Genomic DNA, 24,952 nt, shown 5'->3' with positions numbered 1-24,952 from the left:
CGCCAAAGCCGCCCCCATCTCAATCGCATGCGCGAACCGGTCATCAAGATGAAAGAAATCAATCCCGCCAATCCGCCTGCACCGCTGGATGATGCAGCGCGGGCCGAGATTGCAGGCCTTGCCTTGCGTCAGCGCAAGGCGAATGGCGTTCTGATGTCCGCCATCAACTTTGTCGGCGGGCAGGTTGAGGACGGGCTGAAAATGCTGCCTGCCGCGGCGCGCGGCCAGATTGATGAACTGGCGCGCGCGGCCCTGCGGCAAAGCTATGATCTTGCCAGCAGGTCGCGCAGAGGCATGGGCCAGAACATCGGGTCAGATCGTGTTCACAAGCTGATCGGAACCCTTTCTGGTGCATTGGGCGGTTTTGGCGGGCTGCCGACCGCGATTGCGGAACTGCCTGTGGCAACGACGGTGATTTTCCGCGCTGTGCATCATGTCGCTGTGGAATATGGCGAAGACCCCCATGCCGAAGAAACCAGGATGGAATGTCTGGCGGTCTTTGGTGCGGGCGGGCCGGGCAGTGGCGATGACGGGATTGATACCGCTTTCATCGGTGCAAGGCTGAGTATATCCGGGGCGGCGGTGAACGGATTGATCAGCAAGGTCGCTCCGAAATTTGCCGCCGTCCTGTCGCAGAAGCTTGCCGCGCAGGCCGTGCCTGTGCTTGGTGCAGCGGCAGGGGCCGGTACCAATTACGCTTTCGTCAACTACTATGTGGCGATGGCGCATGTGCATTTCGGGCTGCGACGCCTAGCCCGCATCTATGGGGAAGAGCCTGTTGCGGATGCCTTTCATGCCGCCTTGGCGGCAGGTAAACTGCCTCAGACCTGATAGACCAGCCAGTCAGAGACCGCACGGCGAACGGACTGATCGCCGCGCGCAATCGCCTCGTCCATGACCGCTTTGACCTCGTCCAGATTAACCCGCCGCAGCAGGTGCTTGACCGGCCCGACCGATGCCGGACGCATTGAAAGTGTCCGAAAGCCAAGAGCGGCAAAACACAGCGCTTCAACGGGGCGACCTGCGTCTTCGCCGCAAAAGGACAACGGTGTGTTGCTATCGGCACAGCGTTTGACGACCTGTCCGAGGAACGCGAGGAAACTGACATCCAGCGTATCGTAGCGTTTGCGCACCCGTTCGTTTTCGCGATCAGCAGCAAAGAAAAACTGCTTGAGGTCATTGCCGCCGATCGAGACGAAATCGACCTCTTCAAAAAAGATATCGGGGGCAAATGCCAGTGACGGTGTTTCGAGCATTGCACCGACTTCGATCTTTTCGGGGATCGGGTGGCCGAGCTTGATTTCGCGTTCTATCGCTTTGTCCATTTCGGTGCGGGCCGCGCGGAATTCGCTGATCTGTGCGACAAACGGGAACATCACTGCCAAAGGTCGTCCGTTGGCTGCGCGCAAAAAAGCCTGCAACTGCATCCGCAACACGCCGGGTTTATCAAGACCGACGCGGATCGCCCGCCACCCCATCGCGGGGTTGGGTTCATCGTTCGGCTTCATATAGGGCAGCACTTTGTCAGACCCGATATCAAGCGTGCGAAAGGCAACGCGCTTGCCATCTGCCGCCTTGAACACCCGTGAATAAAGCGCTGACAACTCGGCTCGACGTGGCATCTGGCTACGCACCAGAAATTGCAATTCGGTGCGGAACAGGCCCACACCTTCGGCCCCTGATCCTGCCAAAGATGGCAAGTCCGCAATCAGCCCTGCATTCATTTGCAAGGAAATGACCGTGCCGCATTTGGCCTGCGCGGGCAAATCGCGGATCGAGGCATAGCGCTCTTGCGCCCGCGTCTGCATGTCGATCTTGTCACGAAACGCCGCTTGCACAGTTTCATCGGGGCGCAAATGCGCAATGCCTTGTTCGCCGTCCACAAGAATGCGGTCCCCGTTCAGGGCTTCGCTCGTTACGCCCTTGGCATTGATGATCAGCGGGATCGCCCAAGCGCGGGCCACAATCGCGGCATGGCTGCCGACAGAGCCTTCTTCCAGCACGATCCCTTTGATTTTCTTGCCGTATTCCAGCAATTCGCCGGGGCCAATGTTGCGGGCCACGAGGATTGGGTTTTCCGGCATATCGGCACGCGCTTCGGCCCCTTGGCCCGTCAGGATGCGCAAAAGCCGGTTCGACAGATCATCGAGATCATGCAGCCTTTCGCGCAGGTAAGGGTCAGCGGCTTTAGACATGCGCGCCCGTGCAAGCGATTGTTCCTTTTCCACCGCAGCCTCTGCTGACAGTCCGTTTTGCACATCCTCTTCCATGCGTCGGAGCCAACTGCTGGAATTGGCAAACATGCGGTAGGTTTCGAGGACCTGAACCTGATCCGCGTCAACCGAGTTGGCGGACAAAAGCATATCATCAACACCGGCGCGCAGATTATTGATCGCCTCGCGCAGGCGGGTGGTTTCTCTTTCGGGGTCCTCCGAAATCGGATTTGTCACGACGACGCGTGGTTCGTGCAGGTACACGATCCCCTCGGTCGCCCCTTCCTGCGCCACCGAGCCACGCAGCATCACAGGCTTCTGATGTCTGGCCGAAAGGGCCGCACCTTCGCCAACAAAGGCGCCCAGTTCGGTCATCTCGGCAATGACCATTGCGACAATTTCAAGGGCATAGATTTCGTCTGGCGTGTACTCGCGCGCGTCTTTCGATTGGACGACCAGAACTCCCAGTACATCGCCCAAGCGTTGAATCGGCACACCGCAGAAGGACGAGAACCGTTCCTCCCCCGTTTCTGGCATGTAGCGGAAGCCCTTGGAAGAAGGCGCATCAGCAGTGTTGATAACCGTCCGGCTTTTTGCGGTACGCCCCACAAGACCTTCGCCAAGACGCATCCGGGTCTGGTGCACCGCTTCAGGCTGCAAACCCATCGTCGCGCAAAGTTCGAGTGTGTCTGCGTCGCGGAACAGATAGATCGAGCACACTTCGGTGCCCATCGAGTCCGCAATAAGGCCCACGACTTCATCGAGCCGTGCCTGACCTTCGTTGTCAGCGGCCAAGGCCTCGCGCAGTCTGCCAAGCAGTTTGCGGCTTTCGGTTTCTAGCCGTTGTGGCATCAGCCCCCACTTCGGCGGGCCGTCACGCAGTGTGATCAGCCAGCCTTTTCCAATTCGAAGGCATCATGCAGGGCCTGCACAGCAAGTTCCATGTATTTTCTGTCAATCAGCACGGAAATCTTGATCTCTGAGGTCGTGATGACCTTTATGTTGATTCCTTCAGCAGACAAAACACGGAACATCTTGGCCGCGACCCCTGTGTGACTGCGCATGCCGATCCCGACAACGCTGACTTTGGCCACGCCTTCGTCGACGACCAGGTCGTGGAAGTTGATCGCCCCCGTAGCCTTGGCATCCTGCATGGCCTTTTCCGCCCGCATCACCTGATCTGTGGGGCAAGAGAACGTCATGTCGGTCCGACCCTCTTCAGAGATGTTCTGCACGATCATATCCACGTTCACACCCGCCTCTGACAGCGGGCCAAAGATCGCCGCAGCGATACCGGGCCGGTCCGCAACCGAGATAAGGGTCATTTTTGCTTCGTCACGCGAATAGGCGACACCGGCCACAACATTGGATTCCATGATTTCCTCCTCATCGCAGACCAGCGTTCCGGCGCTGTCCGATGGTTCTTCGAATGATGACAGCACCCGCAGGCGCACCTTATACCGCATCGCCAGTTCGACAGAGCGGGTTTGCAAGACCTTCGCGCCCAAAGACGCCAGTTCCAGCATTTCCTCAAAGGCGATCTTGTCAAGCTTGCGTGCTTTGCTCGTGATCCGGGGGTCGGTGGTATAGACCCCGTCCACATCCGTATAGATGTCGCAGCGTTCTGCGCCGAAGGCCGCGGCGAAAGCCACGGCGGTTGTATCTGACCCGCCACGTCCCAGCGTCGTGATCCGCCCCTGCGGGCTGATGCCTTGGAAACCTGCAACCACAGCCACTTTCATACCTTCGCCGAACTTGGCGTTGATCTTCTCTGTCGGGATTTCCTCGATCCGGGCATTCGAATGGGCCGAGGTGGTCATGACCGGCACCTGCCAACCCTGCCAGCTGCGTGCCGGAATATCCATCTCCTGTAAGCGCAAAGCCATCAGCCCTGCCGTCACGTTTTCGCCGGATGACACAATGGCATCGTATTCGCGTGCATCGTAAAGCGGTGCGGTCTCGCTGACCCAGCCGACCAATTCGTTGGTTTTGCCGGACATGGCCGACACGATGACGATCACATCATAGCCATTGGCGACCTCGACCGCCACGCGCTTGGCCGCGCGCGCGATCCGGTCAAGATTGGCCACCGAAGTGCCGCCAAATTTCATCACAAGCGTTGGCATGGGTCTTCCTAGGAAACGGGTCTTTATTCGCTGCTTCCTTTAATGCCCACTGTCTGGAAGGGCAATCGGTTAGTAAGCGTGCGCCCGACCGTCCCATGTTTCGAAGCAACCCGTTGTGGCGATGCTCAATGCTGCAAATCTTTCCATCAAACCAGAGGCCGATTCTGCGACGCTGATCTCTGCGCTGCCTCCTCCCATATCCGTGCGCACCCATCCGGGGTGATAGATGCCAACGGCGATCCCCTGCGTCTTGAGGTCGGCGGCCAGATTGCGCCCAAGGTTCAAGGCCGCGGCCTTGCTTGCGCGGTAGATATAGCTGCCGCCGGGCGCGCGGGTATCAGACGCCATCTGCGAGGAGATAATCGCGATCTTGCCCGCACCTGACCGTTTGAGATGCGGCAACAAATGCTGGATGGTCAGGAAAACGCCTGTGACATTGGTTGCAAATTCTTCGGCCCACATCTGCGCGGGGTACCCGTCTGTCAGGCTCTGGCCCTTGTCTTTGTAGATACCAGCATTGCAGATCAGCAGATCAAGCTGCGTCTTGGCCAGATCAGCGGCAAGTGTCGCGTGTGATGCGGGGTCAGTGACATCGAGTTGGCGCATCGCCCCGGCCTTGGCCTGACGGTGGGTGCCGATGACCTCTTGGCCAGTCTGCTGGTAGCCATCAAAAAGCGCTTTGCCGATACCGCGGTTGGCACCGGTGATCAGGATGGTCATGGGCTGTGCCCTTTCTATGCGATCAGTGGGTTTTCTTGCGGGGCACAAATGGCAAAGGCACGACAGGAATGCCGTCTTCGACCAGTTTCTTGGCCTCTTGAAGATTGGCCTCGCCGTAAATCGGCCGCTCTGGCGATAGGCCGTCATGCATATCGCGCGCCACTTTGGCAAAGGCGCGGCCGACATAGTCGGATTCTGCCTCGACCTTGGCGCGCAAGGCTTCAATCGGGTTTGGTGTGGCTTTGGGGGCTGTGATCTCGTGTGATGTGCTGACAGCCGGTGCCATGATCGACTTGGCAACCGCGGTCGAGCCGCAAGCGTTGCAACTGATCATGCCAGCCGCGACCAGCTTGTCGAAAGCGGCACCGGACTGGAACCAGCTTTCGAATTCGTGGTTCTGGTCACATTTGAGGTGATAGCGGATCATCGCGCCCTGTCTGTTTGGGTTCAGCAATTAGATAGACCTTTTGCATCCGCGTGCAAGCTTTGGCTAGCGCCCGATCTTATGCGGCTTGAAGGATGCAACAATGCGTTTGAGCTCTGGCTCCGAGAGTTTCTTGGCTGCTTTGGACAGGCTGAACCATTTGCGGCGGCGTTCGTGTCTTTCAGGCCATTCGCTGTGCACGTGATTGACCTGAACGGGGTAGACCAAGGTAATGATGGGCGCATTGCCAACCTTCTGCGGCTTGGAGTGCGTAAATACGCCAAGGCAGATATCCAGAGCCTCGCCACTTAGACCCGCTTCCTCGAAAGCTTCGGTTGCGGCAGCATTCGCCGGTGTTTGCTTGTGCATGGGCCAGCCTTTGGGGATGATCCAGCGCTTGCGCGTCCGGCTGGTGACCAGACAGACCTGCACTTCGTCGTTCTTGATCCGCCAGCACAGGGCGGCAAACTGTGCCCGCACATCGGTTTTGCCGCCTGTCCGCAATTTGAGTGGAAGCTGTTTTGCGACAAATTTCGCCATGTTCTCCAACACAAAAAGCGTTACATCCTGCCTATGGCCGACGTTACGCATGACCTTGTTGGACGGGCAACCCCCTTGCCGCGATTTATCGGGTCCGAAATCTATCGCAATTCCAGCTATGGTGCGTGGCACCCTTTGCGCGTGCCGCGCGTGTCAACCGTGATGGATTTATCCCGCGCGCTGGGTTGGTTGCCGTCTGCCCAATTTGTGGTCAGCCCGCGCGCAAAAGCGGCAGCATTGGAAGGCTATCACACGCCCGCCTATCTTGCCGCCTTGCAACAAGCAGAGGCGGCGCAAGCCGTCACAGAGGATGTGCGGCAGCGGCATGGTTTGGGCACGCCCTCGAACCCCGTTTTCCCTGAAATGTATCGCCGCCCCGCCACCTCTGCAGGCGCATCGCTGCTGGCTGGCGAGTTGCTGGCGCAGGGTGGCGTGATCTATTCCCCTGCGGGCGGCACACATCACGGGATGCCGGACCGCGCCAACGGGTTTTGCTATCTCAATGATCCGGTGCTGGCGATCCAGTCCTTGCGCCGCAATGGGGCGCGGCGCATCGCCTATGTGGATATCGACGCGCATCATCCTGACGGGGTGGAGCATGCTTTCGCAGATGATCCCGAGACGCTTCTGGTCTCTGTCCACGAAGAAAACCGGTGGCCACGCTCTGGCCAGATCACTGTTCGCGGTGCAGGAAATCTCTTTAACCTGCCTGTCCCGGCGGGGCTTCATGATGATGAAATGGCCCTGATCCGCGACACTGTGATCCTGCCCACAGTCGCTGCATTCCGGCCCGATGCGATCGTTCTGCAATGTGGTGCGGATGCCGTGACCGAAGACCCGCAATCACGGCTGAGGCTGTCGAACAATGCCCATTGGGCCATTGTCGCGGCGCTTCGCCCGCTTGCGCCGCGCTATCTTGTTCTGGGAGGTGGTGGATATAACCCGTGGTCTGTCGGGCGGCTTTGGGCTGGTGTCTGGGCTGTGTTGAATGACTTTGAGATCCCCGATGTCCTGCCGCCTGCCGCGCAAGCGGTTCTGGCCGCACTGACATGGCAAGGCCCAATCCGGCAACACAGACCAGAGCCGCATTGGATCGCGACATTGCGTGACCAACCCCGGGTGGGTCCAATCGGGGATGATGTGCGGCAACGCGCCGATCACTTGGCAGCGCGTCAAGTGGTCTGGCTTTGAGGCTTGCAAGCCCTGCTGAAGACCCCGATAAATGGGCCATGAACATGCGATCCCTTCTATTTTGTGCGGTCTTCATCTTGGCGGCGCCCGTTGCGCGGGCCGAGGTCTTGGTTTTCGCGGCCGCCAGCCTGAAGGAACCGCTCGACCGCATGGCGGCCTTATTCGATGATGTTGTCGTTTCATATGGCGGCAGCGGCACACTGGCCCGTCAAGTCAGTCTTGGGGCCCCCGCAGCTGTGGTTTTGCTTGCCAATGTCGATTGGATGGACGTGCTTGTGGAAGGTGGCAATGTGCAGCCTGAAACGCTTGCCGATTTCGCCAGCAACCGTCTTGTTATGATCGGGCAGGCAGGCGCGGCGCCGCTAACGCTTGAACCTGTGGCATTGCAGGGGGCTTTGGGTGATGGACGCCTTGCGGTCGGCCTGACTGAATCCGTGCCTGCGGGCATCTATGCCAAGGCCGCGCTGCAATCATCGGGACTTTGGGATGTCGTACAAGACCAACTGGCAGAGGTCGACAACGTGCGTGCCGCTTTGGCACTGGTGATCAGAGGGCAGACGCCGTTGGGGATCGTTTATCAGTCGGATGTGCGTATCAGCGATGCGGTCGTGACTGTCGCGACATTCCCGCCTGAAAGCCATCCACCAATCCGCTATGTCGGAGCTCTGAGCCTAAACGCAGACCCCGCAGCGCGTGCGTTTTTCAACTTTGTTCTGAGTGCGGAAGGACAGGCGATCTTGGCAGATGCAGGGTTCCTGTCACCGCTTGTTGCGGCCAAGTGAGCAGTCTTTTTGGCCCACAGGAATGGACGGCGATCTTTCTGTCCTTGCGTGTGGCGCTGGTGGCGACCTTGGCGGCTTTGCCGCTTGCGGTCTGGATCGCCTATGTGCTGGCGCGCAAATCCTTTCCCGGCCGGCAGCTTCTGAACGGGCTCGTCCACCTGCCTTTGGTCCTGCCGCCAGTGGTGACGGGGTATTTGCTACTGGTGGTGTTCGGACAGCAAGGGCCGATTGGGGGCTTTCTGCAACAGACCTTCGGCATCTCCTTTGCCTTTCGCTGGACCGGCGCGGCACTTGCTGCGGGAATCATGGCCTTTCCCCTGATGGTGCGCGCGATCCGGTTGGGGTTCGAGGCGGTTGATCCAGGGCTGGAAGATGCCGCGCTGACATTGGGCGCTTCACGTGGGCGCGTCTGGCGCAGTGTGACGCTGCCCCTGGTCTTGCCCGGTATTCTGGCGGGAAGTGTGCTGGGCTTTGCCAAAGCCTTGGGCGAGTTTGGCGCAACGATCACCTTTGTCGCGGCTATCCCGGGCCAGACCCAAACAATCCCGACGGCAATCTACGGGCTCTTGCAAGTGCCGGGCAGCGAACCTGCTGTGCTGCGGCTTGTTATCGTCTCGGTGATCCTGGCGATGGGGGCTTTGCTGGTCTCAGAATGGCTGGCGCGGCGCATGGCCCGCAGACTGGGTCGCACATGATCGCGGTTGCCATCCACAAACAGCTGGGAGATTTCCAACTGGATGCGGAATTTGTCGCACCTGCCGGTGTGACAGCGATTTTCGGGCGATCAGGCTCTGGCAAGACAACGATCGTTAACGGGCTTGCGGGGTTGATGCGGCCTGACAGTGGCCGGATCACAGTTGGGGATACGGTGCTGTTTGACAGCGCCGCGCGGGTAAATCTGCCGCCGCAGAAACGCCGGATCGGTTATGTTTTTCAGGATGCACGCCTGTTTCCGCATATGACGGTGAAGCGCAACCTGACCTATGGCGGCACCCATGACGCCGACAACGTGATCGCAGTGCTGGGGCTGGCTGACTTGCTGAACCGGATGCCTTCAGGGCTTTCGGGTGGCGAACGGCAGCGCGTGGCTTTGGGCCGTGCGCTGATGTGTGATCCGCAGATCTTGCTGATGGATGAGCCGCTTGCTGCACTTGATGCCCCGCGCAAAGCCGAGATTCTACCCTATATCGAACGGCTGCGGGACGAGGTGAAAATTCCCATCCTGTATGTTACCCACGATGTGTCAGAGGTTGCACGGCTGGCCACGACGCTGGTTGTGCTAGAGGCGGGCAAAGTGAACATCGCTGGGCCAGTCGAGACTGTTTTGTCACAGCCAGAAGCAGTCCCCTTGCTGGGCGTCAGGGCCGCCGGTGCGGTGATAACCACCAAGATCGCGGGGCGGCTTTTGGATGACGGCCTGACAGAGCTTTCGTTCTCTGGCGGGCGGTTGCTGCTGCCGGGGATGCTGGGTGTCTTGGGACAGACGGTACGCTTGCGGATCCCTGCCCAAGACGTGATCTTGTCAAAAGAGGCACCAACAGGGCTGAGCGCGCTGAATGTTCTGCCGGTCGTGATCACGCGGATCGAAATAGGGCGAGGTCCGGGGGTTGCTGTCGGGCTGAAGGCGGGGGAAGACCAGCTTTTGGCGCGGATCACGCGGCGCAGCGCACAGCGCATGGGTCTTGCGGTTGGACAGAAGATTTATGCGATCATCAAAGCCACGGCGGTCGGTCCAGAGGACATTGGCCGCTAGGTTTCCAGCGCCCTAGGTATGGCCGCCAAGGTGCGCCCGACGCCGCCGGCATGATCTGCATAGAATTCTGTGATCTGTGCATCGGCAATCTGTGTCGGGTGCCGGACCGCGTTCAAAAGTTCTGTTTCGGTTTGAACATGCAGGCAGACGCCCGCCGCAATCGCCTCGGTCGCGGGATACGCGATGGTCCAGATATGCGGCCCGACGATAACGGGCTTCTTCAGCGCAAGGGGTTCGATGATGTTATGTGCGCCCTTGGGGTGAAATCCGCCGCCCACGATTGCCCGGTCAGACAGCCCCAGATAGAAATACATCTCGCCCATGCTGTCGCCCAAAAGCACGTCGATCTCGGGTTGGTCTTTGGTCAGTTGCAGGTCCGCATCAAAAAGGTCCGCCCGTCGCGCAAAGCGAAGCCCCGCGGCCGAGAGCATCTCTGCCACCTCGTCAAACCGTTCGGGCGCACGCGGCACGTAGGTAAAGAAATTCCCCGGCGATTGCCGGATCATCGCGATGTAAAGAGCATCTTCGCCTTCAACCACACTGGTCAGCGTAAAGCTGGGCCGGCCTTTGGTCAGCGCCATCTTGCTTGCTGCCGCAGCATCCAGATGGGCCTGCGGGATCGGCTGGTCAAAGCGAAGCTCGCCGGTGATGTGGATATTCGTCATGCCTGCATCTGCAAACCGCTCACGCTGGCCTTCGGATTTCACGAAACCGCCCGCAAACCCTGCCAGCAGTGCCGCCCGCAATCCGCCTTTGTCTTTTTCAAAGCTTTTCTTGGGGTATTGCGCATTACACATGAAAAGCGGGGTGCCTTGGCTGCGGCAGGCCATGATCATACGGGGCCAAATCTCGATTTCCATCACCAGCCCGTATTTTGGGGCAAAGGCTGACAGAAACCGCCTGTAGGCAAACCCGTATTCAAACGGAACCCAGATGGCTTGCAAGTGGCCTGTTTTGATCTCGCGTGCGAATTCCCTTTCGGCTTCGCGGCGTCCAGCAGGGGTGAAATGTGTGGTAACGACTTTCTCTCCCTCGGCCAGCAGCGCGCGGATCAAGGGCGTGGCAGAGCGCATTTCACCCAAAGAGACCGCATGGACCCAGACGGGATTTCTGACAGGGTTGCGGTATTTGCCAAAGCGCTCGCTGATGCATTGCGCATAAAGCGGATCTTTGCGCCCGCGCCGTTTGAGATAGAGCAGGATCACCGGCAAAAGAAGCCACCAAATCAGACTATAGCCGATCAATGCAAACCGCAGTTTCATGCTGGGAAATCTACCGGCCATCAGAGGCCTCGAGGATTTGTACCAGTCTGGTTGCCAGTTCATCGGTCGATGCACTGGATTGCGCGACACATTGTGTGGCATTCCGGGCGGTCGCGCCCAGCAGGCCAGATGTCAAAGCCCTAGCTGTTTCGACAGCATCGAACACGGGTAATGCGGCCTTGGCCGCATCCAGATCGGTATAGTCCTGCTTGAAATTCGCCGTGCGCGGGCCGTGCATGATAGCGCACCCAAGTGCGGCGGCTTCCCAAGGGTTATGCCCTTCGATTGCATTGAAGGTGCCGCCGATCAATGCAGCCTGCGCTGCGCGGTAAACCAAGCCAAGATCGCCCAATGTGTCACAAAGCCAGATCGGGTCTGCGGGCGCGGGCAGGTCACCTTTGGACCAGCGGGGGGCAGGGTGGTCTGCGAAAGCCTGCGCAAAGCGCGGTGCGACAATCAACAGGGCAGTCGGGTCCGTCTGGCGCAACAACCCATGCGCCTCTTGCGCGATGGCCGCATCTTCAGGATGGGCCGATGCCACAGCCCAGACAAAGCGCCCCGCGACCGCGTTTTGCAGGGCCTCGCCTGTCGCCGGATCAGTCGACAGGGCAGGGGCTGCAGGCTTGAGTGACCCCGTGATGCGGGGTTTGGCGCCGAGCCTTTCCAGATTGGACGCGGTGATGCGCTCCTGCGCTGTCACAAGGGCCATCGCTTGATAGAGATCGCGGTAAAGCGATGCGGCGCGCTGATGCGATTTTAGTGATCTGGCATTCATACGCGCCGCGATCATGCATTGGGGAATGCCCCGTTTGGCAAGGTCGCTCACGAAACCGGGCCAGAGGTCTTGTTCCACCCAGACACAGAGGTCAGGGGTAAAGTGATCCAGAAAGCGTTTGCGGTATCGCGGGGCATCAATGGGAAGAAACTGGTGGACCGTGCGGTCCGGTGCGTTCTTGGCAAAGACATCGGCAGAGGCGGCGGTGGTCGAGGTCACTAGAAAGCAGATGTCGGGATAGGCCGCCCCGATCCGTGCGATCAATCCCCGCAGCGAAAGGACTTCACCCAGACCCACCGCATGCAGCCAGATCAGCCTGCCTTCGGGTCGGACCGCAAGCCCAAGCCCAAGCTTCTCTGGCCAGCGGTCGGGATGTTCTTTGCCGCGGGCAAGCCTGCGGCGCAAAACGGGCTTGGCGATCAGCGCAAACAGATAGCTGACCCCAAGATAGGCCCGCAGGGCAAAGCCACGGTGCATGTCAGTCGGCGAGATCATGAAAAGTCTTTTGCAGCGAACCGGCCCAGAAAGTCTCTGATTGCAGGACACGCACAAAGCGGTCAGCCGCATTGCCGCCGCCAAAGGCGTCATGGCGCGGATAGGATTTACCCCATTCCTTCTGCAAGAAGGCCGCAATGGCCGTCGCCTCGCCCGCATCCGCAAAATGGACCGAGGGCGCCTTGGCCCGGTTGGTCTGGCGGGTGCCGATATCCAGCGAGGGCAGGCCGATAAACGGAGCTTCGCGCACACCCGCCGACGAATTGCCCACCATCGCGCTGGCATTTTTCATCAACTCTGAAAAATGGGCAAAGCGCATCGAGGGTAGCACGCGAAACCGCGCCTTGGGGACTTGCGCGATAGCGGCAAAGATCGCGTCAGAGCCCGGGTCGTTGTTCGGCGCGATGACAACAAAGTTATGGCCGGACTGGTCCAAAGCCTTGAACAGTGCCGCGGCCTGCGCGCCTATCGTGTCCTTTTCAGAGGTGACGGGATGAAAAACACAGATGCCAAACTCATCAAAAGGCAGATCATAGCGTTCCTTGACATCCGCCAGGCTGACACCCGAGGGCCCTGCGTGAAAATCCAGTTCCGGCGATCCGATGGCATAGATCTTGCTGGCGTCCTCGCCCAGCGCCATGACCCGGCGCCCCGCTTCGTCAGAAGACACAAAGTGATGGCTGGACAGCTTGCTGTTGCAGTGGCGGTAAATCTCGTCGATCGTGCCCGAAACCTCACCGCCTTCGATATGGGCGCAGCGGATGTAATTGGTGGCGCAAACCAAGGCGCATGCCAGAGCCTCGACACGGTCTCCGTGGATGATGACAAGATCGGGGGTGTGCTCTTTGACGAAATCGGAAAATCCGATCACTGTCTTGGCCAGTACCGTATCCTGCGGATCCCCGGGCCGCTGGTTGAGAAACTCATGCACCGTGACACCCGGCATCCGGTGCACCTCGAGTTTTGTCAGCCCGTAGCGTTCGAGCATATGCATCCCGGTGACAAAGAACGAGACCGCAAAACCCGCGTCCCGCGCGGCGATCGCGAGCGGCTCTAACTTGCCAAAATCAGCGCGGGTGCCGGTAACAAAAAGAAGTGAACGCTGCATAGTAGTTCCAAATGACGGCGATTTCGGCAGAGCCGCTTTTGATGATTGGAGCACACTAACCCTGTGCCCGGCGAAAGGAAACTGGCTTGCTACGTTTGTGCCGCCTGCGCAGACAATATCAACGCCAGATTGGCCGCACACGCTGATAACAGCTTGACCTTATCAAGCGTCATCCTTAGGTGACAGGATCACGAGGCGAGTGGGCAGGTAGGTTATGCAGCGGATTGCAAATCCGTGTAGACCGGTTCGATTCCGGTACTCGCCTCCAATGCCCAAATTTTCCTCATTTTCCTGACGCGCACCCTGCGTGATGCATGTTGCCGCTTTGCGATGATTGTGCCATCAAGAGCATATCAACTGAACGAAAGAGTTTAGATCGTGACTGACTATACTGCCCGCCGCACAATGATGGTCGACACACAGGTGCGTCCGTCTGACGTGACAAAATTTCCCATCATAGATGCGATGCTCGCTGTGCCGCGCGAGACCTTTGTGCCTGACAGCCTGCGCGAGGCGGCATATGTGGGTGAGAACCTCGATATTGGAAACGGCAGGGTGTTGCTTGAGCCTCGCACGCTGGCAAAGATGCTTGATGCGTTGGATGTCCAGCCATCCCATGTCGCACTCGATGTTGCATGCGGTCTGGGATACTCGACTGCCATCCTTGCGAAGATGTGTGACTTCGTTGTGGCGGTCGAGGATGACGAAACCCGTGCAACAGCCGCACAGACGATCCTTTCAGAGCACGGGATCGACAACGCGGCGGTCATGTCTGGGCCGCTTGCCGAAGGGGCTCAAAAATCCGGGCCCTATGACATCATCATCGTGCAAGGCGGTGTTGAAGAGGTGCCTGTCATGTTGATTGACCAATTGCGTGAAGGCGGCCGGATTGCGGCTGTCTTCCTAGAGGGAAACCTTGGGGTCGCGCGTATCGGCTACAAGATCGACGGCACCGTCAACTGGCGCTTTGCGTTTAATGCTGGCGCGCCTGTCTTGGCAGGCTTCGAAAAACGCACTGTGTTTGCACTTTGAATGATCGTTCGCGCGGTGTTTCGCGTACCAAAGAGAAACAAGCGAGGGTATCGCATGATCAGACGTAAGAGTATCGCCACGATCGCAATGATAATGTCATTGTGTGTCGGCTCGGCTGCGCCAGCACAGACATTGGCAGATGCGCTCACATCGGCCTATAACAATTCCGGTTTGCTGGATCAGAACCGCGCGCTTTTGCGTGCTGCTGATGAAGGTGTGGCGCAGTCTGTTTCCGCAACATTGCCGGTCATCAACTGGTCGATCTCAGCCAACCGGTCACGTGTCGATGTGCCAGTGGAAACGACGACGACTTCGGCTCTTGCCCGGATCAGTGCGGATCTGACGCTTTACAATGGTGGTGCGAACCGTCTTGCGATCGAAGCACAAAAGGAAGTGGTTCTGGGGACGCGTCAGGCCCTGCGCGGGGTTGAGCAGAATGTGCTGCTGCGTGCGGTCCAAGCTTATATGAGCGTCTTGAGTGCGCGCGAATTTGTACAGCTGCGCGAAAATAACGTGCGTCTGATCACGCAAGAGTTCCGCGCGGCCCAAGACCGGTTCGAGGTTGGCGAAGTGACGCGCACCGATGTTGCTTTGGCCGAGGCCCGCCTTGCTGCGGCGCGCAGCCTTTTGGCCGCAGCGCAAGGCGATCTTGCGCGGTCACAGGAAGAGTATGTCGTGGCCGTCGGCGCGCCAGCGCAAAATGCGCGCGCCGTCAATCCCGCACCTGTCTCGCGCAGCCTGTCTGATGCCAAGGCATTCGCCGTGCGCAATCACCCCAGCATCCTTGAGGCCCAGCATTCGGTTGCTGCTGCTGATTTGAACGTCTTGCGGGCCGAGGCATCGGTCAGGCCGCGCGTGTCGCTGAATGCGTCTGTCAGTGCCGATGATGACTCCAACAGTTCCGGCCAATTGGGTCTGACCTTGAGCGGTCCCATTTACAATGGCGGACTGATTGCCAGCCAGATCAGGCAGTCCCGCTCTAACCGGGATGCGACACGCTCGGGATTGCATTTGACGGTGCTGGGTATCGAGCAGCAGGTGGGCAATGCTTATGCCTCTCTGCAAGTGGCACAGGCATCGCGTCAAGCCTCCGAGCAGCAGATCAGTGCGGCAGAGGTGGCGTTTCAGGGTGTGCGTGAAGAAGCCTCGCTCGGATCGCGGACGACACTGGACGTGCTGAATGCAGAACAGGAACTTCTCGATGCGCGTGCGAACCGTATCGCGGCTCAATCGGACGAGGTGGTGGCATCCTATTCATTGCTGGCGGCGATGGGTCTATTGACTGCCGATCACTTGAATTTGCCGGTCCAGCAGTATGATCCCGCCGCTTACTATAACCTTGTTGATAGCGCACCTGTTGCGATCTCTCCTCAGGGGCAAGCCCTTGACCGTATCCTTGAAGCGATCGGGAAAGAGTAACGACTTCCTGCCAACTCCATCTGACACGTCTTGGTTGAACGGCGTATCATGTTCCGGTAAGCTATTATTACTGGGTGCAAAATTGGGATGATCAGGATGTCCAAGACGGCACATACAGATGATATCGACCAACTGGTCTCGTCTGTACGCGATTTTGTTTCGCACAAGGAACCAAGAAAGTCCCGCTTGCTTGCGCAAGAGGACCGCTTGGTTTTGACCCCAGACCAGCGGGTCATTGACTTGGAAATGACTGAAACCCCCGCTTTTGTTGGTGCTGATGGCGTGGAAGGGTCCGACAATGTGTTGTCGATTGACTCAGGACAGCCGACCGAGCGTGCCGGACTTGAAGCCACGATTGCCGAACTTGAGGCCGCTGTCATAGCGCAGTCAGATGACTGGGAGCCTGATGAAGGCGAGAGCTTCGAACAGCACGCTTGGGCAGTAAGCGCGTTCCAGATGGCGCAGGCTGATTCGGAGGTAGAGCCTGTTACAGAGCAGGAAATGCCAGCCAGTCATACCGATGAGCAAATTACCGCCGTTCCAGCCAGTCCCGCTCGCGATACTGATGACGACGAAAACCTGATGGCGATCGACTTCAAGACTGCAATTGACGAAGACGCCTTGCGCGCCTTGGTTTTGGAGGTCGTGCAAGATGAGCTGGGTGGCGCTTTGGGTGAACGGATCACCCGCAATGTCCGCAAGCTGGTGCGTCGCGAGATCAATCGCGTTTTGACCAGCCGCGAGATGGGTCAGGACTAGGCTTTATTCTGTCAGGCCCAGAAGCTGGTCGATATCCAAATGTGTTTCGAGGTGGATCGCGAGCGCATCAAGCGTTTCTTCGACACTTGCGGCATAATCATGATCTACCACCGGCTTGCCCAGGTCCGCCATAAAGGCAGATCTAAAGGCGTCGGCGGCGAAAAGACCGTGCAGGTAACACCCTTTCACACGCCCATTTGCCGAAGCCGCACCTTCTCCGCGTCCATCAATCGACAGCCATGCACGCGCGCAGTCCGGACCGGTGGTCGTGCCGATGTGGATTTCGTAGCCGCTCACGCGATCACCTGTGGGCAGATAGGTTGCCTGTGAAAGGGCAAGCCGCTTTTGTGGCGCCATCACAGTGCGGACATCCAAGAGTCCAAGACCCGTTACGCGAGAAGGCGGCCCTTCGATCCCGTCGTCGTCGATGATCTCTTTGCCAAGCATCTGATAGCCGCCACACACGCCCAAGACATGCCCGCCACGTCGCACATGCGCGTGCAAATCAATGTCCCAGCCTTGTGCACGAAAATGGGCAAGATCAGCGATCGTCGACTTGGAGCCGGGTATGATGATCAGGTCTGCATCACCGGGCAGGGGGCGGCCTGCTTCGATGATTTCGACACTGATGTCCGGTGTGGCCGTCAGGGGATCGAGGTCATCGAAGTTTGCGATACGGTTCAGCCGGGGTACGGCAATCTTGATGGCCCCGCCCTTGCGGCTGGCAATATCCATCACGTCTTCTGCGGGAAGCTTCCAGGCATCCGAAAACCACGGAACGATGCCCAAAGGCGCCCAACCGGTGCGGTCTGCGATAATGTCCATGCCTTCGGCAAAAAGTGTGACATCTCCGCGGAACTTGTTGATGGCAAAGCCCTTGATCAGCGCTTTGTCTGCGGGCGGCAGAACGGCGTGGGTTCCCACAAGTTGCGCGATCACCCCGCCACGGTCGATATCACCGATCAGCACAACAGGCACCCCGGCGGCCGTTGCAAAACCCATATTCGCAATATCGCCTTCCCGCAGGTTGACTTCAGCAGGGCTTCCCGCCCCTTCGACGATCACCAGATCGCGACCTTTGCCAATGCGCCGAAAGCTTTCCAGAACCGGCGGCAAGAGCTTGGCCTTCTGTTTGCCATAGTCCCGCGCTCGCATCGTGGCAAAGCGTTTGCCTTGAACGATGACCTGCGCGCCGATCTCGGATTCGGGTTTCAGCAGGACGGGGTTCATATCGACCAGCGGTTCCAGCTCACACGCCATGGCCTGCAAGGCTTGCGCGCGGCCAATTTCCCCGCCATCGGCAGTGACGGCCGCGTTATTCGACATATTCTGCGGCTTAAAGGGGGCCACCGACATGCCGCGCCGCACACAAGCACGCGCGATACCCGCCACCAGCATCGACTTGCCCACGTTCGAGCCCGCACCTTGTATCATGATTGCTCTGGTCATCGCCGCTCCCTCATCTAGCTTCATAGGGGCGCATGAGGCGCGGGGAAAGAGGATGAACACGCCGGCACATCTGATTTTTGGGCTGACAGCCTTTGGCAAAGCCCAAAGGCCCGCAGTGACGGCTGCGGCCTTTGCGGGTGCGCTGATCCCTGATCTGTCACTTTATCTGCTTGCTGGCTGGCATTTGCAGGTCTTGGGGACGGCGCCGAGCATTGTGTTTGGCCAGCTCTATTTCTCGGACGCATGGCAAAGCATCTTTCGGATCGACAACTCGATCATCCTTTGGGGAATCGGGCTTGCCTTGGGGGCGATGTTTCGTTCACCTGTCACGCTGGCGCTTTGCGGTGCAGCGCTGTTGCACCTTGGTTTCGACTTTTTGCTGCATAACGACGATGGGCGTGCGCATTTCTGGCCGCTGAGCAACTGGGTCTTTCAAAGCCCGGTCAGTTATTGGGATCCCGATCACTACGGCAATCTTGCCGGATCAATCGAGGTCACGGCGTCAGTGCTGTGCTGCGGTGTCCTGTGGCGGCGCTACAAAGGGCGCTGGATGCGCGGGTTGATTGTCGCTTTGGGGCTGTTGGAATTTACGCCCTTCATCATCTTTGCGCTGATGTTCACGGGTCCCTGAATCAAAAACGCGGCCCAGAGGACCGCGTCATTTGAATTTACCGCAGTGTTTGCTTAAGCGGCGCGTGCTTCCAGTTCGGCAGCATTGCGACGTTCGCTTTCTTCGCGTGACAGCGCAACAGATGTGCGTACACCCTTGCCGACGAACTCCATCAAGCCGTTCACGACGCGCTCGTTCGGGTCAATCCCTGCGCAAGACAGCACTTCGCGGCCGTCGCGCGAACGCGCCCAACGTGCGATTTGCTCTGGTCCGTTGCCATATTTCTTGTCGTCCGCAATCGCATCATCCAAGGCTGCCAAAACGACAGCTGCAAACAGTTTGCGGGCCCGGTTGCCTTGTTCGTTGTTGAAGGCTGTACCGTCGACGAAATCTCTCATCATATTTCCCTTTTTTTTGCTCTTGTAGTTCCCGCGTGCGGGCCTTTATGCATTTTCTGATCCGATTCGGGGGTTCTCTTTTGGAATGGCAGCTATGCGAATACTGCATGGCTCACGCCCGAAATCCAGATCATCTTGTCACGCTCTGTCTGCCCAGATATAGGCTGCGCAGACAATATATCAACCATTGCAACCCATCTGAAACGAAGTGACCCATGGCAAAAATCAACGGTAACGAAATCCGCCCCGGCAATGTCCTGGATCACGAAGGTGGTCTTTGGGGTGCAGTAAAGGTGGACCATGTGAAGCCCGGCAAGGGTGGAGCCTTTGCGCAGGTTGAACTCAAGAACCTGCGTGACGGTCGCAAATTGAATGAACGCTTCCGGTCCGCTGATAAGGTGGAACGCGTGCGGCTGGACCAGAAAGACCAGCAATTCCTGTACGAGACCGACAATATGCTGACATTCATGGACACCGAGACCTATGAGCAGATTGCATTGCCGGCCGATATTCTGGGGGATCGTCGTCCGTTCCTGCAGGACGGGATGACCGTCAAGATCGAATACTACGGCGAAGAGGCGTTGAACGTCAGTTTGCCCCAAAAAGTTGTCTGCAGGATTGTCGAGACAGAGCCTGTGGTGAAGGGTCAAACTGCCGCCAACAGCTTCAAGCCTGCGATCCTCGACAACGGTGTGCGTGTCATGATTCCACCTTTTGTGGGCCAGGACGAAGACATCGTCGTGAACACTGAAACGTTCGAGTACGCAGAGCGCGCCTGATCCTAGGTCACGCGGGTCAGCGTCGCCTCGCCAGCTTGCATTTCGCCTTCTGCGCGGTCAAACCGCAAGAAGGCGAGGGCATGAGGTCCTGAAATCGTATGCAGAACCCCAACCGGTTTTCCGTTTGCCGTAATCTCTGCACCCGGTGCAGCGGTGCCTGAAATGGCGACTTGAGCCAGACCTTTCTTGAGAACGGTCTTGTGCTTCATCCGTGCCACGATTTCCTGTCCGACAAAGCAACCCTTCTTGAAGTCGACGCCGTTGAGCGCCTCAAAGCCCGCCTCAAGAATATAGGTGTCTTCGGTAAGCTCGATGCCTGTCTTGGGGATTTTATGTGCGACGCGGATCACATCCCAATCCGTGCCGTCGCTGACATCTGTTTCACCATAGCTGCGCCATCCAAGCGCAGCATGGCGCGGATCGGCCAGTGCGTCTTGCGGCGCGGGGCCGGTTCCGCACGAGACCACGATGTCGGTCTGCGCGATCGTCACCGCCGCACGCAGCCGATACATCATAAGGCGCTGACCGAGAATTTGGGCATGCGACGTCGCCACATCAATCAGCAAACGGTCCTTTTGACCAATGACAAAGAAATCTGCGATGAACTTGCCCTGCGGCGTCAGCAGGGCCGTGTAGATGATCCCCTCTGCCGCTTTGGTCACATCATTGGTCACCAAACCTTGCAGAAAAGAAACGCGGTCCGCGCCGCCCAGAGAAAGAACTGTCCGTTCATCCATTGTCTTTGCCTTCCGGTTGCGAGAATTACACGCGGTGCACAATCGCCAAAGTCCTGCGCCCCGCCAATTTCGGGCTGGACGCACGCATCAGCGGCCCTTCTGGATCTATGCTTGGCTTGGTCTAATTGCAAATGGTGTGGTCGCGCAAGTTGGGCAAGCTTGACCTTGCAAAGTGCCACGTTAATGTCCGAATGAAACTACCGAAGAAAGCCTCCCCAATGTCATTGTCCCACGGCCGCCCCTATCTGGCGATTCCCGGCCCATCCGTCATGCCCGATGCTGTCTTGCGGGCCATGCACCGCGCCTCGCCAAATATCTACGAGGGCGAGTTGCATGAGATCACGGCCAGTTTGGTGCCGGATTTGAAAGCCGTTGCCATGACAGACAGCAATGTCGCGATCTATATCGGGAACGGACATGCAGCTTGGGAAGCCGCACTTGCCAATGTGCTGAGCCGGGGTGACACGGTGCTGGTGCTGGCCACGGGCCGTTTCTGCATCGGCTGGGGCGAGATGGCCGCTGGCATGGGTGCCAAGGTCGAAACCATTGACCATGGGGCGCAGTCGCCGATCGACCTTGCGCGCGTTGAAGAGGTGCTTGCGGCTGACAAAGATGGCCGGATCAAAGCCGTGCTTGCGGTGCATGTGGATACATCGACAAGCGTCAAGAATGATATCGCGGGTCTGCGCGCGGTGATGGATCGTGCTGGTCACCCGGCCCTTCTGATGGCCGATTGCATCGCCTCGCTAGGCTGTGACCGGTTCGAGATGGATGCATGGGGTGTCGATGTGATGGTCTCGGGTTGCCAAAAAGGGCTGATGACCCCTGCTGGCATGAGCTTTGTGTGGTTCAATGAAAAGGCACGCGCGGCACGCGGTAACTGTGTGACCACCTATTGGGATTGGCGGCCACGCGTCGATCCAGAGATGTATTTCCAGTATTTCGACGGCACGGCACCCACCCATCATATCTTCGGGCTGCGGACCGCATTGGACATGATCAAGGCGGAAGGGCTTGATAACGTCTTTGCCCGCCATGAAAAGCTGGCGCAGATTATCTGGGCTGCTTTTGATCGCTGGTCCAGCGAGGGGCCGATGCACCTGAATATCGCGGACCCTGCCCATCGGTCGCACGCGGTGACATCAGTGGTCATCGGATCGCCAAATGGTGACGCTTTGCGGCACTGGTGCGAACATAAATGCGGACTGACACTGGGTATCGGGCTGGGCCGTTCTCCGGCGGATGGATACTTCCGGATCGGCCATATGGGTCATGTGAACGCCCATATGATCATGGGCGCTCTGGGAACCATCGACGCCGCGCTGAAGGCCTTGCATATCCCGCACGGCAAGGGCGCGTTGGAAGCTGCATCTCAACTGGTGGCTACGGCCTAATTCGTCGCAGGAACCCCGTTCGCGGAAAGCCAGGCATTCATCCAGGCAATTTCGGCCTCCTGTGCTGCGATGATCTCGTTGGCCAGTTTGCGGACCTCGGGGTCAGAGCCGTGCTCGAGCACGACAAGTGCCATCGCAACCGCTGCTTCATGGTGCGGGATCATGCCGCGCACAAAGTCAGTATCAGCATCTCCGGTGAACGCGATGGCCATATCCATATGCATCTGGGCGTTGATCTGCTCGAAGGCGGCAGTTGATGCGGATGTTTCGGTCATCGCGCTGCCACCATGGGCGGAATGATCGACGGTGGTCTGTTGCGCTGACACGGCAGTCGAAAAAAGCAGGGCTGTCACAAGGGCGGGGACGATTCTTTGCATTGGTTTTCTCCAGAAATGTGGCCCAAAGAATCGCTTATTCTCCCTACTGGAACGCAAATCACGTTTCTGTCACGCGCGGTGATGCCCGCGCAGAGAATTCCTAGCCTGTGCCTTTTCTGCTGAGCCGTTGGAATAGCCAATTAATCCCGTATCCGGCAGCGATTCCCCAGACAAAGCCCAGCATTGCGGTGATCATCCACAAAAACATGAAAATCAGGACGCCAAAACTGACCAGAAACGCGTCTGTATAGTCTGGCGCAGGTCGGATAGAGTGTCGTGACATCGGTTGGTCCCTGCTGCTGCAAGAATTCTAAACCGCTTTATCCGAAAATCACCCTAATTTTTCGTGTTTGCTGTCTTGTGCTTTGGCCAAGGCCAATGGCAATGCCGCTGCAAAGGCATCAAGCTGCTCAGGCGTGCCGCAACTGACGCGAATACAGCGGTCTTGCGGCGCGACAAACGGCATCCGCACAAAGATACCCTGATCGACAAGCGCGCCCAGCACGGCACGCGCAAAAGCGCCGTCCTGCCCGCAATCAATCGTCACAAAGTTGGTGGCCGAGGGCAGGGCAGTCAGCCCGTTCCGCGCCGCAATCTCCGCGATCTGATCCCGCGCTGCGCGCACCGCATCTTGCACATGGACAAGCCAGGCCGCGTCCTGGATCGCCGCAAGCGCGCCAGCCTGCCCGATCCGCGACATGCCAAAGTGGTTGCGGACCTTGTTGAAGCCGTTGATGACCTCGGGCGCACCGATCGCGTAACCGACACGCGCACCCGCCAGCCCATGTGCCTTGGAAAAGGTGCGCATCCGGATCACGTTTTCTGCCGTGGTATCGAGTGCGGGGGCGGTGCCTGCAGGGGCAAGGTCAAGATAGGCCTCGTCAAGGATCAACAGACAGCCCTCAGGCAACCTGTCAATCATATCCTGCATCACATCGCCCGTGTGCCAACTCCCCATCGGGTTGTCGGGGTTGGCGATATAGATCAGTTTGGCCTGAGTCTCGGTCGCCTCAGCGATCAATGCATCAGGGTCTTCATGGTCGCCTTTGAAGGGGACCGCATGAAGGATGCCGCCAAAGCCCGCCACATGATAGTTGAACGTCGGATAGGCCCCTGCGGAGGTCACGACCGCATCGCCTTGCCCGATATAAAGCCGCACCAGCAAACCCAGAAGGCCGTCGATCCCTTCGCCGACCATAATCGCCTTGGGGTCGATTCCGTGATGGGTAGCCAAAGCCGCGCGCAGATCATGGCTTTCGGGGTCGCCATACATCCATGCCTCGCTTGCCGCCTGTTGCATGGCGGCGATGGCCTTGGGCGATGGACCAAAGGCGCTTTCGTTGGCCCCCAGACGGGCCACAAAGGGCAGGCCGCGCTGTCTTTCCTGCGCTTCGGGTCCGACGAAAGGGACCGAGGCGGGCAGGGATTGCGCCAGCGGAGTCAGTTGCGGTTTTGTCATGGTGCCTGCCTGATGCCTTTGGACTTTGGGTTTAACCGATCTCGGCCAGTCGCGCGATGGCGGCCTTGATCTGGGCCTCTTCGTTTTCGCGCAGGGCCAGATTTTCCTTGGCCTCGGCCACAACCTCGTCCGGAGCAGAGGCCACGAAATTTGGGTTGTTCAGACGCCCGCGCAGGCCACCGAGTTCCTTGGCCAGCTTTTGCAGGGTCTTTTCCAGACGTGCGATTTCTTCGGGTACGTCGATCAGATCGGCCAAGGGCAGACCGAAGGTGCCGCCTTCCATCGGGATCGTGACGCAGCCTTTGGGGAAAGTGTCGACATGGGTCAGGCTGTCGATGCGTGCAAGCCGCTGGATCAGCACGGCGTTATTGTCCCAAGCCGATTGCCCCTTGGCGTCCAGCCCCATGACCAATAGTGGCACTTTGGCCCCTGCGGGCACATGGCTTTGCGCGCGGGCAGAGCGGGTGTTTTCGATCAGCCCGATGACCCAGTTCATTTCGCGGTCGGCCTCGGCGTCGATCAGATCGGCGGCTCTGTAGGTCGGCCAATCAGCGTGCACCAGCATCTTGGCGCGGTTGTCGGCCAGTTGCCACAGTTCTTCGGTGATGAAAGGCATGATCGGGTGCAGCAGGATCAGGCATTGGTCCAGCACCCAGCGCAGGGTCTGTTCCGTCTCGGCCTTGGCCGCCGCATCCTCGCCCTGCAGGATCGGCTTGGAAAATTCCAGATACCAGTCGCAAACCTTGCCCCAAGTGAAGGCATAAAGCGCGTCTGCGGCATCGTTGAAGCGGTAGGCTTCCATCGCAGCGTCCACCGCCTCGCGGACTTTGCCGGTTTCACCGATGATCCATTTGTTCAGCGTTTGGCTGGCCTCTGGCCGCACCGCATCGCCGGGGTAGGCGATGTCGTAATGTTCGGCAAAGCTGAAGGCATTCCACAGCTTCGTGCCGAAGTTGCGATAGCCTTTGATCCGGTCTTCGGAGATTTTCAGCACACCGCCAAGGGCCGCCATCTGCGCGTTGGAAAAGCGCAGGGCGTCGGCCCCGTAAAGGTCGATCATATCCAGCGGGTCGATGACGTTGCCCTTGGTCTTGGACATCTTCTCGCCTTTGGCGTCGCGGACCAACTGGTGCAGATAGACCGTGTGGAA

The 24,952-nt window shown here is 58.6% G+C and carries 26 protein-coding genes and 1 tRNA gene; 12 read left to right on the top strand and 15 right to left on the bottom strand.

Going from position 1 to position 24,952, the window contains the following annotated elements; translation table 11 throughout:
• The first annotated feature begins 27 nt into the window (after nt 1-27).
• The gene (locus tag NWQ23_RS10205; protein WP_306166215.1) at nt 28-831 is read left to right on the top strand and encodes an EcsC family protein; all 804 of its coding nucleotides are present in this window, start codon (nt 28-30) and stop codon (nt 829-831) included.
• Here the strand turns inward: NWQ23_RS10205 and ptsP are convergent.
• The 5 genes from ptsP to NWQ23_RS10180 all read right to left on the bottom strand — a co-directional run bounded on the left by ptsP (nt 822) and on the right by NWQ23_RS10180 (nt 6,074).
• The gene (gene ptsP / locus NWQ23_RS10200; protein ID WP_306166213.1) at nt 822-3,065 is read right to left on the bottom strand and encodes a phosphoenolpyruvate--protein phosphotransferase; all 2,244 of its coding nucleotides are present in this window, start codon (nt 3,063-3,065) and stop codon (nt 822-824) included. The two genes, NWQ23_RS10205 and ptsP, sit on opposite strands and share 10 nt — an antisense overlap.
• A gap of 35 nt (nt 3,066-3,100) precedes the next feature.
• Entirely contained in the window at nt 3,101-4,339 is a 1,239-nt protein-coding gene (locus NWQ23_RS10195) for an aspartate kinase (RefSeq protein ID WP_306166212.1), read from the bottom strand.
• Nucleotides 4,340-4,408: 69 nt separating this feature from the next.
• The gene (locus NWQ23_RS10190) at nt 4,409-5,059 is read right to left on the bottom strand and encodes an SDR family NAD(P)-dependent oxidoreductase (RefSeq protein ID WP_306166210.1); all 651 of its coding nucleotides are present in this window, start codon (nt 5,057-5,059) and stop codon (nt 4,409-4,411) included.
• Between the two features lie 22 nt (nt 5,060-5,081).
• Nucleotides 5,082-5,486 carry a DUF1178 family protein gene (locus tag NWQ23_RS10185; protein ID WP_306166304.1) on the bottom strand — a complete coding sequence of 135 codons (405 nt, stop codon included), beginning with the start codon at nt 5,484-5,486 and terminating at the stop codon, nt 5,082-5,084.
• Between the two features lie 63 nt (nt 5,487-5,549).
• Nucleotides 5,550-6,074 (bottom strand): NUDIX hydrolase, encoded by a 525-nt coding sequence (locus NWQ23_RS10180; protein ID WP_306166209.1) that lies wholly within the window; start codon nt 6,072-6,074, stop codon nt 5,550-5,552.
• Here NWQ23_RS10180 and NWQ23_RS10175 point away from each other — a divergent pair.
• From NWQ23_RS10175 to modC, 4 genes are read left to right on the top strand one after another with little or no spacing between them, the layout of a single operon-like run.
• Entirely contained in the window at nt 6,057-7,214 is a 1,158-nt protein-coding gene (locus NWQ23_RS10175; RefSeq protein ID WP_306166207.1) for an acetoin utilization protein AcuC, read from the top strand. The genes NWQ23_RS10180 and NWQ23_RS10175 overlap by 18 nt on opposite strands.
• A 44-nt stretch (nt 7,215-7,258) precedes the next feature.
• Nucleotides 7,259-7,996, top strand: a complete 738-nt coding sequence (gene modA / locus NWQ23_RS10170; RefSeq protein WP_306166205.1) for a molybdate ABC transporter substrate-binding protein — start codon at nt 7,259-7,261, stop codon at nt 7,994-7,996.
• Nucleotides 7,993-8,691 (top strand): molybdate ABC transporter permease subunit, encoded by a 699-nt coding sequence (gene modB, locus NWQ23_RS10165; RefSeq protein ID WP_306166204.1) that lies wholly within the window; start codon nt 7,993-7,995, stop codon nt 8,689-8,691. The genes modA and modB overlap by 4 nt, the downstream gene beginning before the upstream one ends.
• Nucleotides 8,688-9,749 carry a molybdenum ABC transporter ATP-binding protein gene (gene modC / locus NWQ23_RS10160; protein WP_306166202.1) on the top strand — a complete coding sequence of 354 codons (1,062 nt, stop codon included), beginning with the start codon at nt 8,688-8,690 and terminating at the stop codon, nt 9,747-9,749. The genes modB and modC overlap by 4 nt, the downstream gene beginning before the upstream one ends.
• Here modC and NWQ23_RS10155 read toward each other — a convergent pair.
• From NWQ23_RS10155 to neuC, 3 genes are read right to left on the bottom strand one after another with little or no spacing between them, the layout of a single operon-like run.
• Nucleotides 9,746-11,032 (bottom strand): 3-deoxy-D-manno-octulosonic acid transferase, encoded by a 1,287-nt coding sequence (locus NWQ23_RS10155; protein WP_306166200.1) that lies wholly within the window; start codon nt 11,030-11,032, stop codon nt 9,746-9,748. The two genes, modC and NWQ23_RS10155, sit on opposite strands and share 4 nt — an antisense overlap.
• The gene (locus NWQ23_RS10150) at nt 11,022-12,281 is read right to left on the bottom strand and encodes a 3-deoxy-D-manno-octulosonic acid transferase (RefSeq protein ID WP_306166198.1); all 1,260 of its coding nucleotides are present in this window, start codon (nt 12,279-12,281) and stop codon (nt 11,022-11,024) included. The genes NWQ23_RS10155 and NWQ23_RS10150 overlap by 11 nt, the downstream gene beginning before the upstream one ends.
• Complete coding sequence (gene neuC, locus NWQ23_RS10145) at nt 12,265-13,389, bottom strand: UDP-N-acetylglucosamine 2-epimerase (protein WP_306166196.1); 1,125 nt, start codon at nt 13,387-13,389, stop codon at nt 12,265-12,267. The genes NWQ23_RS10150 and neuC overlap by 17 nt, the downstream gene beginning before the upstream one ends.
• Before the next feature lie 194 nt (nt 13,390-13,583).
• Here neuC and NWQ23_RS10140 point away from each other — a divergent pair.
• The 4 genes from NWQ23_RS10140 to NWQ23_RS10125 all read left to right on the top strand — a co-directional run bounded on the left by NWQ23_RS10140 (nt 13,584) and on the right by NWQ23_RS10125 (nt 16,599).
• A tRNA-Cys gene (locus NWQ23_RS10140) sits at nt 13,584-13,657 on the top strand.
• Between the two features lie 110 nt (nt 13,658-13,767).
• Complete coding sequence (locus tag NWQ23_RS10135; protein ID WP_306166194.1) at nt 13,768-14,421, top strand: protein-L-isoaspartate O-methyltransferase; 654 nt, start codon at nt 13,768-13,770, stop codon at nt 14,419-14,421.
• Nucleotides 14,422-14,475: 54 nt separating this feature from the next.
• The gene (locus NWQ23_RS10130) at nt 14,476-15,840 is read left to right on the top strand and encodes a TolC family outer membrane protein (RefSeq protein ID WP_306166192.1); all 1,365 of its coding nucleotides are present in this window, start codon (nt 14,476-14,478) and stop codon (nt 15,838-15,840) included.
• Between the two features lie 246 nt (nt 15,841-16,086).
• Nucleotides 16,087-16,599 carry a hypothetical protein gene (locus NWQ23_RS10125; RefSeq protein ID WP_306166190.1) on the top strand — a complete coding sequence of 171 codons (513 nt, stop codon included), beginning with the start codon at nt 16,087-16,089 and terminating at the stop codon, nt 16,597-16,599.
• Between the two features lie 3 nt (nt 16,600-16,602).
• Here NWQ23_RS10125 and NWQ23_RS10120 read toward each other — a convergent pair whose 3' ends face one another.
• Complete coding sequence (locus tag NWQ23_RS10120) at nt 16,603-18,048, bottom strand: cobyric acid synthase (RefSeq protein WP_306166188.1); 1,446 nt, start codon at nt 18,046-18,048, stop codon at nt 16,603-16,605.
• 52 nt (nt 18,049-18,100) lie between these two features.
• On the opposite strand from NWQ23_RS10120, the gene NWQ23_RS10115 reads away from it, so the two are divergent.
• Nucleotides 18,101-18,679 carry a cobalamin biosynthesis protein CobQ gene (locus tag NWQ23_RS10115; protein WP_306166186.1) on the top strand — a complete coding sequence of 193 codons (579 nt, stop codon included), beginning with the start codon at nt 18,101-18,103 and terminating at the stop codon, nt 18,677-18,679.
• A 53-nt stretch (nt 18,680-18,732) separates the two neighbouring features.
• Here NWQ23_RS10115 and NWQ23_RS10110 read toward each other — a convergent pair whose 3' ends face one another.
• Entirely contained in the window at nt 18,733-19,056 is a 324-nt protein-coding gene (locus NWQ23_RS10110) for a DUF6280 family protein (protein ID WP_306166184.1), read from the bottom strand.
• A gap of 215 nt (nt 19,057-19,271) precedes the next feature.
• Between NWQ23_RS10110 and efp the strand changes: the two genes are divergently transcribed.
• The gene (efp, locus tag NWQ23_RS10105; RefSeq protein WP_306166182.1) at nt 19,272-19,835 is read left to right on the top strand and encodes an elongation factor P; all 564 of its coding nucleotides are present in this window, start codon (nt 19,272-19,274) and stop codon (nt 19,833-19,835) included.
• Between the two features lie 2 nt (nt 19,836-19,837).
• Here efp and NWQ23_RS10100 read toward each other — a convergent pair whose 3' ends face one another.
• Nucleotides 19,838-20,572: a folate-binding protein YgfZ gene (locus NWQ23_RS10100; protein ID WP_306166180.1), complete on the bottom strand. Its 735-nt coding sequence runs from the start codon at nt 20,570-20,572 to the stop codon at nt 19,838-19,840.
• Between the two features lie 218 nt (nt 20,573-20,790).
• Between NWQ23_RS10100 and NWQ23_RS10095 the strand changes: the two genes are divergently transcribed.
• Nucleotides 20,791-21,966, top strand: coding sequence for an alanine--glyoxylate aminotransferase family protein (locus tag NWQ23_RS10095; RefSeq protein WP_372340122.1), 1,176 nt, complete (start codon nt 20,791-20,793; stop codon nt 21,964-21,966).
• Here the strand turns inward: NWQ23_RS10095 and NWQ23_RS10090 are convergent.
• The 4 genes from NWQ23_RS10090 to NWQ23_RS10075 form a co-directional block, all read right to left on the bottom strand.
• The gene (locus NWQ23_RS10090) at nt 21,963-22,343 is read right to left on the bottom strand and encodes a DUF305 domain-containing protein (RefSeq protein ID WP_306166178.1); all 381 of its coding nucleotides are present in this window, start codon (nt 22,341-22,343) and stop codon (nt 21,963-21,965) included. The two genes, NWQ23_RS10095 and NWQ23_RS10090, sit on opposite strands and share 4 nt — an antisense overlap.
• A gap of 100 nt (nt 22,344-22,443) precedes the next feature.
• The gene (locus tag NWQ23_RS10085) at nt 22,444-22,626 is read right to left on the bottom strand and encodes a hypothetical protein (protein WP_306166176.1); all 183 of its coding nucleotides are present in this window, start codon (nt 22,624-22,626) and stop codon (nt 22,444-22,446) included.
• Between the two features lie 48 nt (nt 22,627-22,674).
• On the bottom strand, nt 22,675-23,802 hold the full coding sequence (locus NWQ23_RS10080; RefSeq protein ID WP_306166174.1) for a pyridoxal phosphate-dependent aminotransferase: 1,128 nt from the start codon (nt 23,800-23,802) through the stop codon (nt 22,675-22,677).
• A 31-nt stretch (nt 23,803-23,833) separates the two neighbouring features.
• Nucleotides 23,834-24,952, bottom strand: a 1,119-nt coding sequence (locus NWQ23_RS10075; protein ID WP_306166173.1) for a class I tRNA ligase family protein, incomplete at its 5' end; no start/stop codon positions are given.

It is taken from the genome of Yoonia sp., assembly GCF_030731595.1.
In the GTDB taxonomy this organism is placed as follows: domain Bacteria; phylum Pseudomonadota; class Alphaproteobacteria; order Rhodobacterales; family Rhodobacteraceae; genus Yoonia.
This window is presented reverse-complemented; position numbering and strand designations above follow the sequence as displayed.

What these genes read in the sequence shown, in the direction of transcription:
- efp (WP_306166182.1), top strand. Translation starts at nt 19,272, where the DNA reads ATGGCAAAAATCAACGGTAACGAAATCCGCCCCGGCAATGTCCTGGAT.
- modC (WP_306166202.1), top strand. Translation starts at nt 8,688, where the DNA reads ATGATCGCGGTTGCCATCCACAAACAGCTGGGAGATTTCCAACTGGAT.
- NWQ23_RS10175 (WP_306166207.1), top strand. Translation starts at nt 6,057, where the DNA reads ATGGCCGACGTTACGCATGACCTTGTTGGACGGGCAACCCCCTTGCCG.
- NWQ23_RS10090 (WP_306166178.1), bottom strand. Translation starts at nt 22,343, where the DNA reads ATGCAAAGAATCGTCCCCGCCCTTGTGACAGCCCTGCTTTTTTCGACT.
- NWQ23_RS10155 (WP_306166200.1), bottom strand. Translation starts at nt 11,032, where the DNA reads ATGGCCGGTAGATTTCCCAGCATGAAACTGCGGTTTGCATTGATCGGC.
- NWQ23_RS10150 (WP_306166198.1), bottom strand. Translation starts at nt 12,281, where the DNA reads ATGATCTCGCCGACTGACATGCACCGTGGCTTTGCCCTGCGGGCCTAT.
- NWQ23_RS10130 (WP_306166192.1), top strand. Translation starts at nt 14,476, where the DNA reads ATGATCAGACGTAAGAGTATCGCCACGATCGCAATGATAATGTCATTG.
- NWQ23_RS10125 (WP_306166190.1), top strand. Translation starts at nt 16,087, where the DNA reads ATGACTGAAACCCCCGCTTTTGTTGGTGCTGATGGCGTGGAAGGGTCC.
- NWQ23_RS10110 (WP_306166184.1), bottom strand. Translation starts at nt 19,056, where the DNA reads ATGAGAGATTTCGTCGACGGTACAGCCTTCAACAACGAACAAGGCAAC.
- NWQ23_RS10080 (WP_306166174.1), bottom strand. Translation starts at nt 23,802, where the DNA reads ATGACAAAACCGCAACTGACTCCGCTGGCGCAATCCCTGCCCGCCTCG.
- NWQ23_RS10195 (WP_306166212.1), bottom strand. Translation starts at nt 4,339, where the DNA reads ATGCCAACGCTTGTGATGAAATTTGGCGGCACTTCGGTGGCCAATCTT.
- ptsP (WP_306166213.1), bottom strand. Translation starts at nt 3,065, where the DNA reads ATGCCACAACGGCTAGAAACCGAAAGCCGCAAACTGCTTGGCAGACTG.
- NWQ23_RS10120 (WP_306166188.1), bottom strand. Translation starts at nt 18,048, where the DNA reads ATGACCAGAGCAATCATGATACAAGGTGCGGGCTCGAACGTGGGCAAG.
- neuC (WP_306166196.1), bottom strand. Translation starts at nt 13,389, where the DNA reads ATGCAGCGTTCACTTCTTTTTGTTACCGGCACCCGCGCTGATTTTGGC.
- NWQ23_RS10205 (WP_306166215.1), top strand. Translation starts at nt 28, where the DNA reads ATGCGCGAACCGGTCATCAAGATGAAAGAAATCAATCCCGCCAATCCG.
- NWQ23_RS10100 (WP_306166180.1), bottom strand. Translation starts at nt 20,572, where the DNA reads ATGGATGAACGGACAGTTCTTTCTCTGGGCGGCGCGGACCGCGTTTCT.
- NWQ23_RS10115 (WP_306166186.1), top strand. Translation starts at nt 18,101, where the DNA reads ATGAACACGCCGGCACATCTGATTTTTGGGCTGACAGCCTTTGGCAAA.
- modA (WP_306166205.1), top strand. Translation starts at nt 7,259, where the DNA reads ATGCGATCCCTTCTATTTTGTGCGGTCTTCATCTTGGCGGCGCCCGTT.
- NWQ23_RS10185 (WP_306166304.1), bottom strand. Translation starts at nt 5,486, where the DNA reads ATGATCCGCTATCACCTCAAATGTGACCAGAACCACGAATTCGAAAGC.
- NWQ23_RS10085 (WP_306166176.1), bottom strand. Translation starts at nt 22,626, where the DNA reads ATGTCACGACACTCTATCCGACCTGCGCCAGACTATACAGACGCGTTT.
- NWQ23_RS10095 (WP_372340122.1), top strand. Translation starts at nt 20,791, where the DNA reads ATGTCATTGTCCCACGGCCGCCCCTATCTGGCGATTCCCGGCCCATCC.
- NWQ23_RS10190 (WP_306166210.1), bottom strand. Translation starts at nt 5,059, where the DNA reads ATGACCATCCTGATCACCGGTGCCAACCGCGGTATCGGCAAAGCGCTT.
- NWQ23_RS10180 (WP_306166209.1), bottom strand. Translation starts at nt 6,074, where the DNA reads ATGCGTAACGTCGGCCATAGGCAGGATGTAACGCTTTTTGTGTTGGAG.